The following is a 14,086-nucleotide window of genomic DNA, read 5'->3' as shown; positions in this document are numbered from 1 at the left end:
AGTTACTTCACTGCCACGCCGGCCTGGCTCACGAGCGTTTTGAGCCGCGAGATTTCGTGCGCGGAGGTTTTCGCGACGAAGCCGCGCGCGTGCGCGAAATGCACGTCGGATTCTTGATTGATGCGGGTGAAGTCGAGGCGCGCATTGTCTCGAAAGCGCGTCAGCCCGTAACCGGTGCTGCGGCGGTCCGGATACACCATGCCGACGATTTCTGCGGTGAGGCCGCGATCTTCGATATAGTGTTCGATGCCAAAGGAAGGTTCATCGGGCAGCGGTTCGGTGCGGGGGAGAAATAGAATTTTCGCCGGCTGACCCGCGAGATCGAGCGTCCAGATTTCCGCATGGCGTCCGATGAAGTCGATACGCTCGCGGAGCGTTTTGACGTAGTTGATCAGGTCTTCGCCGATCATGCGCATCATTTCCCAAAGCGGATCGCCGGGCACGACTTGTTTGGCCAGCGCGAAGCGGCGCAGCAGCGTGATATCGATGGGCGAATTTAGTTTCGGCAACACGTCCGGCGAGACGCCGAGCCATTTTGCGGTGCTGATCGCGCCGCGACAATCGAACCACTCGGCGGATTCCAGCCAGTCGCAAAATTGCTTCGCGTCTTCATAAAGGCCAAGATGCTGGAGCACCAGCGACAGCGAACAGGTCGGCGGGTGATCTTTGGGGAGTTGGTGGTGGTCGAAATTGTTGCGCTCCGGATTGTGTTCATGGCCAACATCTACGACGCACGTGGCGGCATCCGCCAAGTCGTCGGCGGTGGGTTCGCGGCGCACGATCGGCACCGGATGCAGCGAGAGGAGCACGCTACAGGCGAGAAATTCGTCTTTGTGGGCACCGCCGGGATGCGTGAGAATCGTGGAAATTTGAGCCATGAAAGTCCCAGAATGGCGTGCGGAAACCGCTGGAAAGCGAGGGAAAAATTATAGGCTGGAGCGGGCAACTAAGTTGCGAATCGGACGTCTCAATTCATGTTACCAACCATCCCCTATGAAATCCCCATTCTCCCTGTGTCTGGCCCTGATCGTGGCTGCGCCGGTGTTTGCCGAGGACGAAAAGACCGCGCAAGGCGCCACGCCTGCGGCTGATGTCGCCGCGAAAGCAGTGACGACGCAACAGCCGCCGGCCAAGCTCGACGAATTGCTCGGGCCAATCGCGCTCTATCCCGACGCGCTCGTCGCGCTGATTTTGCCGGCATCCACGGTGCCTTCCGACATCGTGCTCGCGGCGCGCTTTCTCAATGACGGCGGTAAAATCGACGAGGTCGAAAACGAACCATGGGACGACAGCGTGAAGTCGCTCGCGCGTTACCCGGATATCGTGAAGTGGATGGACACGAATCTCGCGTGGACGAAGCAGATGGGCGAAGCGTTTTCCGCTCAGCCCGCCGACGTCATGAATTCCGTGCAACGCCTCCGCGCGAAGGCGAAAGCCAACGGGTCGCTCGTTGATACGCCGCAGCAAAAGGTGATCGTGGAAGATGAGAGCATCGTGATCGCGCCCGCTGAACCGGACGTGATTTACGTGCCTTATTACGATCCTCAGGTCGTGTATGTAGAACGCGTGCGGTATGTGTCGGACCCGTTTATTACGTTCGGCATCGGTTATTCGACTGGGTGGTGGCTGGGTTACGGGGTGGACTGGCATCATCGTCGCGTGTGGTGCGTCGAGCCGAGTTATCGCCGCACTTATTGGGACAATCGCTACGTGCATAACCGCACCTATCATCGTCCGGATTATCGGGGCGATCCGCATTTTCAACCATGGCGTCCGCGCCCGGGTTATCCGCGCGGGCCGCGTTACGATTCGAATCCCGGCCATGTGCACCGTGAAATTTCGCGCCCGGCGCCTTTTCCGCGCCGCGCGGAAATGCCGCGCAGCCGTTTGAATTCTGCGACGGGCGACACCGTGCAACCGGTGGCAAACGCGCCTGTTAACAATCGCTCGCAACGTCCCAACGGCGGCATGCCGCATCGTTCCGGTTCGCCACGACAAATTGTGCCGCAAACTTCGCCGTCGGTGAGCGGCGTGCCCGCGACCGCGATTGCAGAAATTAATTCTCAGAACGCTCCCGCCAACGCCAACCGCACTCCGCGGGCAGAGCGCTCGCGCCAGCCTCGGATCGATCAAGGCGAGCCGCGTTCTGATGCAAACTCGCCAGCGCAAACGACGACGATTCAGCCGCGCCCGGAACGCGAACGTTCCTCGCCACCGCCGACTGGTCGCACCGGCATGCCGCGAGAAAATCGCCCTGAACCGCGCTCCGAGATTCGGCAAGAACGTCAATCGATGCCACGCTCCGAGCCGAGTTCCGCTCCCGAACGCTCTTATCGTCCCGAGCCGCGCGTGGAGCGCGCCCCGCCACCTTCGTCGTCATCGTCTGATTCCTCATCCGCAGTGAACGGTCGACGTCCGCTTGATTCGACACGCGAGACTCCGGAACGCGAACAGCGGTAGCTGCCGGATTTCCCGCGCACGTTAATAGAAAACGTTTCTGTCGAGGGAGCGGTATTGGATGGCTTCGAGCAGGTGTGGGGATTCGATGTTTTCGCTGCCGGCGAGGTCGGCGATGGTGCGGGCGACTTTTAATATGCGATCGTAGGCGCGGGCGGAGAGGGAAAGTTGCTCCATGGCTTGCTGAAGCAAGTCGCCGAGCGAGGAGTGGATGGCGCAAAATTTTTTGAGCTGCGAGGCGGGCATGCGGGCGTTAGCGGTCACGCGGCTGCCGTGGAAACGGGAGAGTTGGATCTGGCGCGCGGCCTCGACGCGTTCGCGAATAGCGGCACTGGTTTCCCCGGGTTGGTTGTTCCGAAGTTCGGCGATCGAAAGCGCGGGTGCCTCGATATGGATGTCGATGCGGTCGAGCAGCGGCCCACTGATGCGCGCGCGGTAACGCTGGATCTGCGGCGGCGAGCAACGGCACTCGTGTTTCGAATCTCCCAGATACCCGCAGGGGCATGGATGCGTTGCCAATCTGTCAGTTGACGCTTGCTGCACCAAAGCCTGCTATCCTCCGATGTGCGATTGAGCCTAGAACTCTCGGTGAGCATTTGAAAAAATGCCGTATGGATCGCAGATTGTTTCAGAAGCACGTAGCTGCGGAAATCGGAGTCACGACGTCGACAATGGTGAACTGGGAGAAAGCGCATGGCACTGTGGAGCTGCCGTTCATCCCTGCCGTTCTCAGGTTCATCGGCTACGACCCCCGGCCTAGACCAAGCAAGCTGCCTAAGCTGATCGTTTGGTATCGAGAAGGTCATGGCTGGTCGCAGTCTCACTTCGCGGCCCGGTTGGGCGTCGACGTATCGACATTGGCAAGATGGGAACGCGGAGAGAGGAAACCTCAACCAAAGCTTAAAGCACGCCTTGCAGCAGTTAGTGGCTGTTTCGCATTTATCTGAGTAGATTAGTATATGTAAGACACAATAATGTATCTGTGTTTCACTACGTTGCAGTGAAAAGAATCATTGAGGACGTTGCGAACGACTATCCTTTCTGAGTCGCCCCACTGCTTTCGCGAAGACTGCCGATAGGATGATGCCTGAACCAATCACCTTTACTCCTTAGATCAGGCTAAACTCATCACCAGAGTTGAGCGCTGAGTAGTCGACTCGCGGATGATAACTCAACTCAAGCTCCGCGCTGTATTCCGCATCGAAGCTGCCGCTCGCCGGTAGCCCGTAAACTCTGATCGCAAGTCCTTCTTTCAATGAAGAAGTTCGGATGTATGGCGCATATCCGCTCCCAACTGGCATGAGGGTTCGCCCTCCTTTCGATGGTGACAAAACCGGACTCTCGCTCTGACGGATGAAAGTTGCATGTTTTACCTGGGGCCGAGGACATTCACGCCCTTGAGCCAGTCGTAGAACTGAGGATTTTCGAAGACATCGATACCGATGGCTTTGCCCACGCCACCGGGGTCACCGTGACGGCTCATGAAGTCGATTTTTTCGGTCGGAATATCTATAAAAGTCTCCGTGTAGTTCCTTCCCGGATTGGGTTTTATGAAGGCGTCAAGCAAACCTTCATCGAACGCGAACCGCTTAAATGTCGAGTTCCGATAGATGTCATAGTCGCCGTATCGCAACACGTCTTTCAGCTCTTCGCCTTCAACAGCGCGGAACAAACGCGTTTTTCGAGCGGCTCCACTCTCTGCGGCTAGTGGATAATTCGACGCAACTTCGTAACTATGGGACGCACTCCTGCGCCAACATCGGGACGCGCGATGGCGCTCTTTGTCGATTTCCACCTCATCGCGCATTTGCTCACCAGCTTTCCCGTCGCACAGCTCTGCCACTACACGCTCGAATCGAGCGCCACCTAAGGCGACGAGCCGCCGGAGCGGCTGACGCATGCCTTTCCGACCGCCGGTGTCGCCGTCCTAGGCGCGCCTCGGCAAGCTCGTCGAGGCGATCCCGAGCGCTCGCTCGAAGCCGTCATGCCGCTGGCAGCGGCTTTGGTTCGGGCGGGTGATAATTTCACGGCTGGATAAATCCAGCGGCGCAACGGGCTAGGTACAGCGCAAAGGTCGCTCCCGCTCCGGCGGCACCGGCCTTATGTGTCTAGCGAAACAGTGTCCCAATTATCTTCGCTGAGCAGCCATTCAAGAGCTCGACGGCGCTCCGTAACGACATGGGCTTTCAACCTACCGGGAGGCGTTTTCCCCTCCAACTGAGCTTGGCGGACACACCAATGTAGGCAGTAAGCCAAGTCACACGACGCGACGATTTCATCCGCTGCACGTATCCTCGCTTTGCTATACCAATCCGCGCCGCTCTGGCTAATTTTCAAGTTGGGCAGCGTCGCCACAAAACGATCGTCGCAGTCCTTCCAAAAATCAAGCTGCGGAACCATATTTAGTGCCCACGCGAGGGCCCACATTCCTTCGATTTGCATCTGGAACGCTTGGGGGTTTCCTTCACCTGCAACGAGGAACTTCGATTCCGTGGGCGTGAGTAAGTCGTCTATCTTCTCCTGTTTTAGCCATGCTAACGCCTTTGCCTTATCGAAGCCATACGAAGCCGCCGCGACCGCAGTCAACGTGAGCAGTCGATTGACCGCGTCAGCCGTCGGCCGCGTGGGCATTCCGTCGTCGAGCAGCGGCAAAGTTTCTGGCATTTTGATCCCAACCTTGGCCGCAATGCTAAGCGACTGAGTTCTAATCTGCTTAAGGTCCATAAAAGGTGCCAAAGCCGCCGATTCCTTGCGGGTGCAACACTGGCTGCAAGGCCGGATTCGTATGCTCTAGCTGTCGAAGCAACTGGACGACGTTGGGATTATCTACTGGGTGGTGCCAGACGGTGCCCGGAGGATTCAACGGACCGCTCTTACCCAGGCGCATGGCCGCGCCTATGTCAATGTCGAGCTGTTGTTTGAACATACTCGCTAACTCCGGGCTGTTATCTAGCTGGTTCAACAACGCACGGTTAGCCGCTGCCCGATGAGCCGCGCGCGTCGTTCCGCTAACCGTTCTTTCGGACAGCACCTCGTAAACTTGGAAGTTCGTCCGCGCCGCTGTTGTTTCTGCGGCTGAAAGTTTACCTATAACGGGCAGTAATACTTCGAGTGCCGCTAATTGAGCTGGTGGATAATGAAGGAACACCATCACAAACTTCGCTCCGGTGGAGGCCTGTTGAAATTCACCGTAAAACGCTCGTAATCGATTGAGCTCGCTAAGATCCCCCTCGGTGAGTGGGTTTCTAATCAAAACTTTGTGGCCCTCTAGCTCTTCGGCTCGATAAATAGCTTCACTGTAAGCGCGAGTGTCGCCCTTGGCTTTTGCTTCTCGAGCAAGCGCGCGTAAATTTTTTTGTGCACTTTCTATGCTAGCTATAATCGCGGATCTATCTGATTGTAATGCAGGATGTCTAGCGTTAGGAAATCGTGAAGCTCCGCCAATTTTTATTTCAAGGGCATTTTTCTCGAAAGCAGTGGGAAGAGTATATTGAGCAGGGAAGCCATTGCCGTCACTTAGCCCGGGGTTAAGCCACTTTCTGTAACTTCCAATGAAATTAGCTGAAATTGTCCAAGCCCACCCTTGTAGAGTTATGCTTGGCGCTTCGGTTCCGGTCGGTTTCTTTCCGGTCACTTGGAAAGGATCGAGAATGATTGTATCGATAACCACCATTCCTAAATAGTCTGTTTGGTTGATCGCATTGTTGCCGACGAATCCATAGAGATTGGCACCACCTGACTCTCCGACAGGATCCTGATTGATAAATCGACCTAGGCTAGGATTGTAATAGCGATATCCGTAGTAACTCAGTCCGCTCTCATTGTCCCAATATTTACTTGAGAATCGGAAAGGGTTATCTGCGACGATTGGATTCAGCGCTTCGGCACGTAATTGATCACCGAAAGGATCGTATTCGTAAACTGCGGCCAATGCTCCCGTGCTCGCGTCAATGAGGCACGAGACGTCCCCATTGCCATTGTAGGCAGGGTAGTAGTTGGAGCTAGGTAATCCCGCAGAGTAATATGTGATCCGTAACAAGGCGCCAATGCCACCTGTGCGATCAAGGGTGCCACTCTGGTCAAGCCCCCATGCGTAACTGCGGACAAGTTGTGTTCCTCCAGCGTTTAGTTCAGCGACCAAATTCCAGCCATCGTAGAGGAAGCGGCGAGTGACGACTGCGCTAGTGTCGAGATTAGTGACTGTTTTCTGCACGCGGCGGCCGAGATAATCGTAGAGGAATTCGATCTGATGGCGAGTGTTCCCCGGTTCAGCAGCCAAGGTGCTCGTCATCATCCTCAGACGATTTTCCGCATCATAAATGTAGGTCCAAAGACCGTCTCCCTTAAGGTTACCGTCCGGGTCGTAGCTGAAGTCTTGCGCCGCAGGCGGCGCTAAATAGGAACGCGTTTTTTTCCCGACGAGATCAGCTCCCGCTGTGCCTCCGCCGACTATCGCGGTGAAGATGTTTACTGAGCCATTGCGAGCGGGCTCTGTGCTGCCACGCGCGATCTGTGCACCCCATGTGCGATCTTTCAGGATGGTCGTAGCTGCACCATCCACAGCCACTTTCGTGTTGGCGGTGGTGCCAACGGTTCCAATGACTCGCAGGGCATTATTTTCTTTAAAAGTATACTGATTCACTCCGTTGGTACTGTACTCGTCATCAGAAGTGGATGCGCTCCCGGTCGCGCCGGCAGTCTGCCGATTACCAACGGAGTCGTAGCGATACTCAAATCTCCGGCCTGGTAACTCGTTTGTCGACGAAGGTGCGGATCCTACGGCTGGAATAGTATCTCCTCGATACGAGGCTGCCGTCTGTAGTTCGTTCTTGGAGTTGTAAGCGTAGTGATGGAAGACGCTGGTGTAACTGCTAGGAAAGTAATCCGCGAAAGCTGTGCCACTCTGCTTTGCTGTTTCGCGGCGCCCCAGAATATCGGCGGTGTAATCGAAACGCGTTAGTGAACTGCCTGACCATTTGGCTTCGATTCGAGCGAGCACATCACGCTTTGGCTCATAATCGCGTGAGATAGTGAGATTGCCGGCCGTGTATCCGTCCAACAGCCCCGAAGAAGCTGTATAACTATAAATAAAATCCTGTCCCGCGAGGCTGCCAGTGCGTGATGTCACGCCAACTAGACGGTGCAGATTTGAGTAGGTGTAGTGTTGGTGGAGGTCACTGTCCGAATCAAGACTAGTGCCGAGTTCGAACCCGACTGGCCGCCCCCTGCGGGTTCCGACCGCGTATGACCCAAAAGTCGCGCTCGATGAATTGGAGTCCTCGTATAGCTGCGTGATCTGCTTAGAGCCGTAGAATGATGAGAGCGCCTCCGAAGATAGTCTCCATGGCTTCGAGCTATCGTAGTTAAAAGAGCGGCTACCGGTGGCGTCGCTGACGGTGCTAACGCGACCCGCGCGCGTATACCCATATGTTAAGCCGCCAGTGGGGACCGTTTCAGTGGAATCGTTGTAGGAAACTGTGTGAAGCTCTCCAGTCGTGTCGTAGTAGCCGTATGATACCTTCAACTTCTCGCTGGAGGAGGAGAGGGTCCGTGCCAATTTCCGCGACGAGATTTGGCCGCGCGAGTTATAGTCTAGTTCGACAATTTCTCCCTTGGCGTCCTGCTTTTTCCAGAGCAAACCGCTGACCCCATCATAAATCCATGCGGTAGTATCCGGTGTGCCGACAGTCGGCCAGGTTGTGCTATCCGCGCTTGGCGCTGCGCGGTAGGTTTTCATCGAGGTGCGATCCCCAAAATCAGCGTCGTATCCGTAGGCAATGGGATACGTCGCATCACCCCATTGGTAGAGCACTTGCCCGCGAGGGTTGTAGTCGAAGCGAGTATACTTTCCCGCGGCATTTTTGCTCCATTTGACGCGACCGAGATCGTCATAGGCATTAGTCGTGACCGCGTTAACCGCGGACGTTACCGCAGTAGTGGTCTTTTCAATCAATGGAGATCCCGTATAGTAGACAGACGTAGCGGTGTTGGCCCTCGAATCAGTTATGACTGAGGCTCGCGAAAGGTCATCATACTGAGTGGTTGTGGTAAGCCCGTCGCGCGAAGTTACAGATGTAGGCAAACCATTTACTGACTTCTGTTCTATGATCGAATATCCGCCGTCACCAATTGTCGTAATCGTGGTCGTCTTTGTCGACCGATTGGTTTGTGTGATTCGCGTAGTCTCGTTCGATTCCGCGTCGATTTCAACAATTTCCGAAATGCGTCCCGTGGGCATGCCAGTCAACTTGGTCTTCGTTGTGGTCGTGACCGGAGTGTCATTGTTATCGATCGGGTAAGTTTTAACCTCTGTGACCGACCACCATTCTCCGGTTAGATGCTGAACGGTGGTGTCCTGACTCGTGACACGGTCATTTGAGGCGAGAACCAGAGTGTCGGTGGCAGTCACATCAAGACCCGATAGCGTTACTTCGCCGAAAGCGTCGTGAGCATAGAGGGAAGGGGATAAGCCTGTTTTGACGGTCTTAGTCAGCCAATCGGTGCCGCTCGCGTAAGTGTTTGTTTCAACGAAGTTGGCCTGCGAGCTTTTCGAGAAGCCGGGGCGCTCAGTGCTGACCACTCGCCCGAGCCAATCGCGAGTCGTCTTACTCCAACGTGATGTAGTCGCAGATTCTAAACCGCCCTTAACAAGATATGTGATATCCCCATTGGTTTCGACGCTGCGCTCATAATATACTGGCACGACGCCGCTCCCGGTCATCGACTTGATGGTTCCGTCCCGATACTGTGTTTCCACAGCAGAGCTGGAGTGCGGGCGGTTTACTGTGTGGGTTCGGGCGGCAACGTCATAGTCGTGCGTAACTTGACCCAAGCCCGCAGGCGTTTCACTGGTAAGGCGCCCCGCGGTATCGAAAGCACGCAGGGTCACCAGTTGCTCGGGTGCTGGAGATGCGCTGGTCCAGCCGATTCGCTCGGAAGTGATATGCGCGGACGCATCATATCCGAATTTCGTTGTCAACGCGGTGATCCCTGTGGCTGCGGCCTTAGTTGCGGTATCCACACGCCCGGCGGCGTCATAGGTGTAGCTCACCGAAATTCCCTCGGCATCCGTTTTTGAAGTCAGTTCGAAGCCATTATATCCGCAATCAGCAATCCGCCCCATACTGTCTTCAGTCTTTTCCAGACGACCAAAGAAGTCGTAAGTATAGTTGGTGTATCCGACTAGCTGCCATTTGTCGCTAGAGCCGTTCCAAATGTGTCGCTCTGTGCGCGCCAATTGGGCCCGCGAGTTTCGAATCTCAACATCCATTGAGGATTTTCCAGTGACCAGTGAAACGTCGTCGACGTCATATTTCTCCTCGGAGACGTTTCCACCGTCGTATTCGGTGTATGAATCGCCGGTGCTAACTGTCCCGTGAATAGTAACGAGACGACTACCAGCCGCAGGCGTAATCCCATTGCTCGCTGAAGGAGAAAAGCTGGTGCCGTTCCAAGTTCCCCTTTGGTAGACGTAGGAAGTTTTAGTTCCGTCAGACAGGGTGACGGCGTGGGCTTTGTTGCGATAAAAAGGGTCTATTGTGTCTTCCCGAAAATATCGTGTGGTTGTGGTCAGCGATTCGCTGTTGTAATTTTCGTAGTGAACATAGTTCTTCCGAATGGCCTTGAACATGTTCATGCCACCAAAGGTTCCGTCTGAAGAATATGTCGTGATCATCCTTTCTACCTCCACGCCGCCGATCTTGCGATACATGCCGCCCGGGCGAGTCGGATAGCCGAAAACGTCTTCGGTATAGCTAAAAGTTGCAGATTCCGCCTCATTGACGTTGGTTGTGATGGATTCGCCTAACGTCTGCCAGGGGCGGTTTCGCTGACTGACTATACTAGCCGCAAAACGATTTGTGGTTGTGCTCGCATAGACGTAGGACTCCCAGCCTCCGTCGGACGCAGACTTGCTTTTGGGACGACCATAGAGGTGCGAAGCGCCCAAATTGTCGTAGTAATCGTAAGTTGATGTGAGACCCAGCTCTGAACCGACTTCACGCGAAAGGAGGCATTCTCCCCAAGGGTAATTGTGATAGGTTTCGATAGAAGTAAGCGCAACGATGCCGCTGGTTCCTGGCCCTTTTGTTTTATAGGTGACCACGCGATCTCCGGAAGAATTGGTCGTGACGACAGCTTCATGCACGACCAGAGCGGTTTCGCCATCTTTCGTCCAGTCTTGCACTTCCCATGTGAACTCGGGAGCAGTGCCGGTTCTTGTCATTGTGGTAGTTTTGGTTGTCGCGGCAGACAGGCCAGTCGACGTCGCATTGGCGACATTTCGTGTGGTTTGAGTGATTATGATGGATGTATCCGTAGACCCCTTTTCAACGAGGTATGTCACAAACGGCTCTCCGGTATAAGTGTGAATGAGCGGCTCTGTGATGGTGAGTTGCGCCGGGGTGAAAAAAGCCACCTCGAAGGCATCGGTCCGTTGGTCGATCCTGACTGCAGCCTCGTTCGAGAGATATAGCTGATAATACTTTCCTCCTATCAGGGAAGCACCCATGTATTTGGCTTCTTTATATTGTTCGACGAGCGAAAGTGAATTGGTGTTAAATATGAGGTTCCAGTTATCTCCGTCGGCAGGATCCATTAGCACTAACTCGCCGGCAGATTCACCATTGAGACTAGCTCCCATTGAAAGGCGCCATTCCATGCGCCCGGGGATGAGGGAGGTAGAGGTTCCGGCGGGGCTTGGCGAACCCTGTTGGGAAACAGGCTCGACGCTGAACGTAATCGTCCCGTTGGTCGCGATGTTCTGCTCAGAGTTTGCGTAGGTTAGTCGCGTGCTACTCCCCGAAAAACTGTCTCCTCCGGTTCCTATGCTGCCTTCTATCTTTACGCGATAACCCTGGGGAGCGGTGACGTTCGCGACTAGGCTCAACAGATATTGAGCATTCACCATTATCGTTACCGGCTTGTATGGAGTCACGCGAACCGTCCCAAAGTCGGCGGTCGTCTCCTGAACGTTGGGCCAACTAGATGTCTGATATTTAAAAATGTTTTTCACTCCGTCGCTGCCGCCTGGCGTCGACGGCAAAAAGTATCCGTCGGTCTCTAACTTCCATCCGCCAAGGGACTCTTGAGCAGCCATCTCGCCCACGAGCCACAATTGCACCGGAACGGCATTTCCGTAGACTCGTTCTATTTGAGCATGAACCTTAAGTGTTAAGCAGGTTAGGATCGTTAAAAAAAATATCTTTTTCATCCGGTCGGTGTGTGAACTTTCAATGCAAGGCTATTTGTGGGATCGCTTGTGTTCGAAATTGAGGACTTGGGATTTGTCCCAAGCTGGTATTCGACACCGTCAGGGACGCCATCGCCGTCGGTATCTGCTTTCAACGGATCTGTGCCATAAGAAATCTCGGCCGAATTGCTGAGTCCGTCACCATCGAAATCCGCCGCTCCCGGATTTGATGACACCTTATCTATTGAGGAAATCCTCCAGAAATTATTCGCTGCAGGAGATTCCATACTAATAGTAATGATCGAATCACCACCGGTTGAGATCTCGCTCAGGTGTGTCCAAGTTAGCAAATCGAGTGAGTGCTGAATAAAATAAGTGCGCCCCGAGTAGCCCCACCAAGAGATGTCGTAGTCTTCAGTGGTTGAATTATAGACGACAGTTTGCCCGTTGTCGGGATCCCCAGCTGACTGAGCGATCACGCGTGGAAATGAAATCAGGCTTATGCCGACGAAGAGTAGAAATAACCTCATCTTCGCGCTGATGCTCATGGCCGTATTATTTTTGATCACTTGCTCCTCCAATAATTGATTGTGACGGGCGCGCGCCGAGCTTTCTCATCATCCGCTTGTTGTTTGATGAAATCTTCCTCACGACGAGCTTTGTCCTCAACTAGCTTAGCGTAGTTCACGGTATAGTAAGCGTGTAAAACCGCTAAAGCATCGACGTCTGCCTCCTTGACGTTGGATTTCTCAGACTTGGGCACAAGGAAATCGTATTTGCTCGAGCGGGACAGCTGTTCCGTTGCTGATTTTTCGACGAGATTTGCAATTGTTCGCTCACTCTTAGCTAGCGCGCGTCCTGGCATGAAGCTGAAGAGGTAATACGTTTTCTCGACTTGGAACGCTAAGATTGAAGGCAAGTTGCCAAAGTCCAAATTACTGAAGAGGTGATGAGGTTCTCCGTCCTGGTCGCTCCAACTAATCTCCGAGGTGCTGTCACTCGTCGTCGAGTAAAACAGCGTCATAGTGGTGGTGTGAATAGCGTCTTCTATGACTGCCGCGGGCGCGGATAAAGCCTCTGTCCGCGTCGCCGACGCCGTAATGTTCGCCACCGGCCTAACTCGGGGGGCTACTTTCCGGTAAGTAACGGTCTTTTCGCCAGCTTGCACGCCGCGAGAAGCAATAACTTGATCAACGGAGCGTGGAATAGCTTCCTGCTGAGCTACCGAGCGGACCGTAAATAGGCATAAACATGAAAGCAGGCAGATGCTCTTCTTCATAGACAAAATGGGCGTGTGAATTTGTGTGTGCAGATATGACGCGAAGGGCCCACTTCCGTCTGCTTACCGAGTTCTGGTATCATAGTTATTCGTGCAATCAAGCGTTGGTTTATTTATCTGATTGCTAGCATGAGAACTCGTGATTTTGCGATCAATTAGGATAGGGGATCGGCAATAAAATCGTGGAATCGGCCGCAGAGGCGGATCCTGACCGGTTGATCATAACGGGGCGATTATGGAGATTGAAATTGTCAGCGCTGATTGAGGGAAAGCCATTTCTCTGCCAGCGTAGGTTCGTGGAATCGAAGTAAAATGTGTGCCATGAGGCTCCACCCCAAACTTGAATATAGTCGGCGCCTGGAACCGAGGTGCCGGTGACCCATCCGGGCGCGCGCGTCTCTAGTCCGAGCTGCGCGAGCGTTTGCCCCACCGGAACACCTAGGCTGAGGAAGGTTACTCCCATCCGTGCGTGGAAATAGCGCGGCGCGATTTGCGGCACTCTGCCGCCAACGCGTAGGATGAAATCCGAATCATACGAGCGCCTCGCGAGAAAAAAGCCCCTATCTGGCCTCAAGATTACATTATTGGCGCTTAGCGACGGAGTTCCGCTGCGCTCCCACCGGTTGCGAGTCGTATTATAGTAAAAAGGCTGCCATGAGGCTCCGCTCCAAACTTGGATATTGTCGGCTGTTGCGGCATCTGCACCGCCCATTAGTGTCGTTCCAAAAAGGGAGCTGAGCGTGTCAGCAGGCACCAGTTCATAAGTGTCTCCAGAAACGATGCCTGCGCCGGTGGATAGATCAATGCCATCGTTATTCACGAATAGGCGGCTTGCGGTGTTTGGAGTTGTGCTAACCGTCATTACTCGGCCGGCTGCCGTGCCGGAGGTTATTCTTAAATAATACGGTGAGCTGGCGTTGGAGAAAGCGCCCGCGGTCCAGCCAGCTCCTGTAACGTCGATGTAGTTTGATCCGGCCGCCGTGACTGCTCCGTGAATTGCGCCTGAGCCGGAAACGTAATTCAAGAGCGGGAGTGCAATCGAAGTGGTTTGCCCTTTCGGTGCCGTGAAGGTCATGCTTCCAATCGGCGGAAGATATTCGACGCCAGAGTTGAGGTTAAGAGCCAAGATGAGAAAGGTAGTCGCGACTATTTTCATTGCT

Annotated in this window: 10 protein-coding genes and 1 pseudogene; 2 read left to right on the top strand and 9 right to left on the bottom strand. The window is 54.4% G+C overall.

From position 1 onward, the window contains the following. Positions 1-2: 2 nt before the first annotated feature. Positions 3-878: an MYG1 family protein gene (locus tag ACRRQW_RS18975; protein ID WP_438483195.1), complete on the bottom strand. Its 876-nt coding sequence runs from the start codon at positions 876-878 to the stop codon at positions 3-5. A gap of 115 nt (positions 879-993) precedes the next feature. On the opposite strand from ACRRQW_RS18975, the gene ACRRQW_RS18970 reads away from it, so the two are divergent. After that, the gene (locus ACRRQW_RS18970) at positions 994-2,460 is read left to right on the top strand and encodes a DUF3300 domain-containing protein (protein WP_438483194.1); all 1,467 of its coding nucleotides are present in this window, start codon (positions 994-996) and stop codon (positions 2,458-2,460) included. 21 nt (positions 2,461-2,481) lie between these two features. On the opposite strand, the pseudogene ACRRQW_RS18965 reads toward ACRRQW_RS18970, so the two are convergent. Further along, positions 2,482-2,973, bottom strand: a pseudogene (locus ACRRQW_RS18965) (ATP-binding protein); the annotation flags it as partial. Here ACRRQW_RS18965 and ACRRQW_RS18960 point away from each other — a divergent pair. Beyond that, positions 2,961-3,404, top strand: coding sequence for a helix-turn-helix domain-containing protein (locus ACRRQW_RS18960; protein ID WP_438483193.1), 444 nt, complete (start codon positions 2,961-2,963; stop codon positions 3,402-3,404). The pseudogene ACRRQW_RS18965 and the gene ACRRQW_RS18960 overlap by 13 nt on opposite strands. A gap of 162 nt (positions 3,405-3,566) precedes the next feature. Here the strand turns inward: ACRRQW_RS18960 and ACRRQW_RS18955 are convergent, their stop codons facing one another. The 7 genes from ACRRQW_RS18955 to ACRRQW_RS18925 form a co-directional block, all read right to left on the bottom strand. Then, positions 3,567-3,713 carry a hypothetical protein gene (locus tag ACRRQW_RS18955; protein ID WP_438483192.1) on the bottom strand — a complete coding sequence of 49 codons (147 nt, stop codon included), beginning with the start codon at positions 3,711-3,713 and terminating at the stop codon, positions 3,567-3,569. Positions 3,714-3,826: 113 nt separating this feature from the next. Beyond that, positions 3,827-4,357: a hypothetical protein gene (locus ACRRQW_RS18950; protein ID WP_438483191.1), complete on the bottom strand. Its 531-nt coding sequence runs from the start codon at positions 4,355-4,357 to the stop codon at positions 3,827-3,829. Between the two features lie 200 nt (positions 4,358-4,557). Beyond that, positions 4,558-5,181 (bottom strand): DUF4272 domain-containing protein, encoded by a 624-nt coding sequence (locus tag ACRRQW_RS18945; RefSeq protein ID WP_438483190.1) that lies wholly within the window; start codon positions 5,179-5,181, stop codon positions 4,558-4,560. Then, positions 5,171-11,668, bottom strand: a complete 6,498-nt coding sequence (locus ACRRQW_RS18940; RefSeq protein ID WP_438483189.1) for an RHS repeat-associated core domain-containing protein — start codon at positions 11,666-11,668, stop codon at positions 5,171-5,173. The genes ACRRQW_RS18945 and ACRRQW_RS18940 overlap by 11 nt, the downstream gene beginning before the upstream one ends. Further along, a complete protein-coding gene (locus ACRRQW_RS18935; protein ID WP_438483188.1) occupies positions 11,665-12,216 on the bottom strand; it encodes a hypothetical protein in 552 nt (183 codons plus the stop codon). Before ACRRQW_RS18935 ends, ACRRQW_RS18940 begins: the two co-directional genes overlap by 4 nt. Then, entirely contained in the window at positions 12,213-12,926 is a 714-nt protein-coding gene (locus ACRRQW_RS18930; protein ID WP_438483187.1) for a hypothetical protein, read from the bottom strand. Before ACRRQW_RS18930 ends, ACRRQW_RS18935 begins: the two co-directional genes overlap by 4 nt. A gap of 151 nt (positions 12,927-13,077) precedes the next feature. Beyond that, positions 13,078-14,052, bottom strand: a complete 975-nt coding sequence (locus ACRRQW_RS18925; RefSeq protein ID WP_438483186.1) for a hypothetical protein — start codon at positions 14,050-14,052, stop codon at positions 13,078-13,080. Between the last annotated feature and the right edge of the window lie 34 nt (positions 14,053-14,086).

This window comes from Oleiharenicola lentus (assembly GCF_051660365.1).
Lineage (GTDB): Bacteria > Verrucomicrobiota > Verrucomicrobiia > Opitutales > Opitutaceae > Lacunisphaera > Lacunisphaera lenta_A.
The sequence above is the reverse complement of the archived record's forward strand: the minus strand, read 5'-3'. Positions and strand labels throughout refer to the sequence as shown.

What these genes read in the sequence shown, in the direction of transcription:
- ACRRQW_RS18950 (WP_438483191.1), bottom strand. Translation starts at nt 4,357, where the DNA reads ATGCGTCAGCCGCTCCGGCGGCTCGTCGCCTTAGGTGGCGCTCGATTC.
- ACRRQW_RS18960 (WP_438483193.1), top strand. Translation starts at nt 2,961, where the DNA reads ATGGATGCGTTGCCAATCTGTCAGTTGACGCTTGCTGCACCAAAGCCT.
- ACRRQW_RS18945 (WP_438483190.1), bottom strand. Translation starts at nt 5,181, where the DNA reads ATGGACCTTAAGCAGATTAGAACTCAGTCGCTTAGCATTGCGGCCAAG.
- ACRRQW_RS18970 (WP_438483194.1), top strand. Translation starts at nt 994, where the DNA reads ATGAAATCCCCATTCTCCCTGTGTCTGGCCCTGATCGTGGCTGCGCCG.
- ACRRQW_RS18975 (WP_438483195.1), bottom strand. Translation starts at nt 878, where the DNA reads ATGGCTCAAATTTCCACGATTCTCACGCATCCCGGCGGTGCCCACAAA.
- ACRRQW_RS18940 (WP_438483189.1), bottom strand. Translation starts at nt 11,668, where the DNA reads ATGAAAAAGATATTTTTTTTAACGATCCTAACCTGCTTAACACTTAAG.
- ACRRQW_RS18930 (WP_438483187.1), bottom strand. Translation starts at nt 12,926, where the DNA reads ATGAAGAAGAGCATCTGCCTGCTTTCATGTTTATGCCTATTTACGGTC.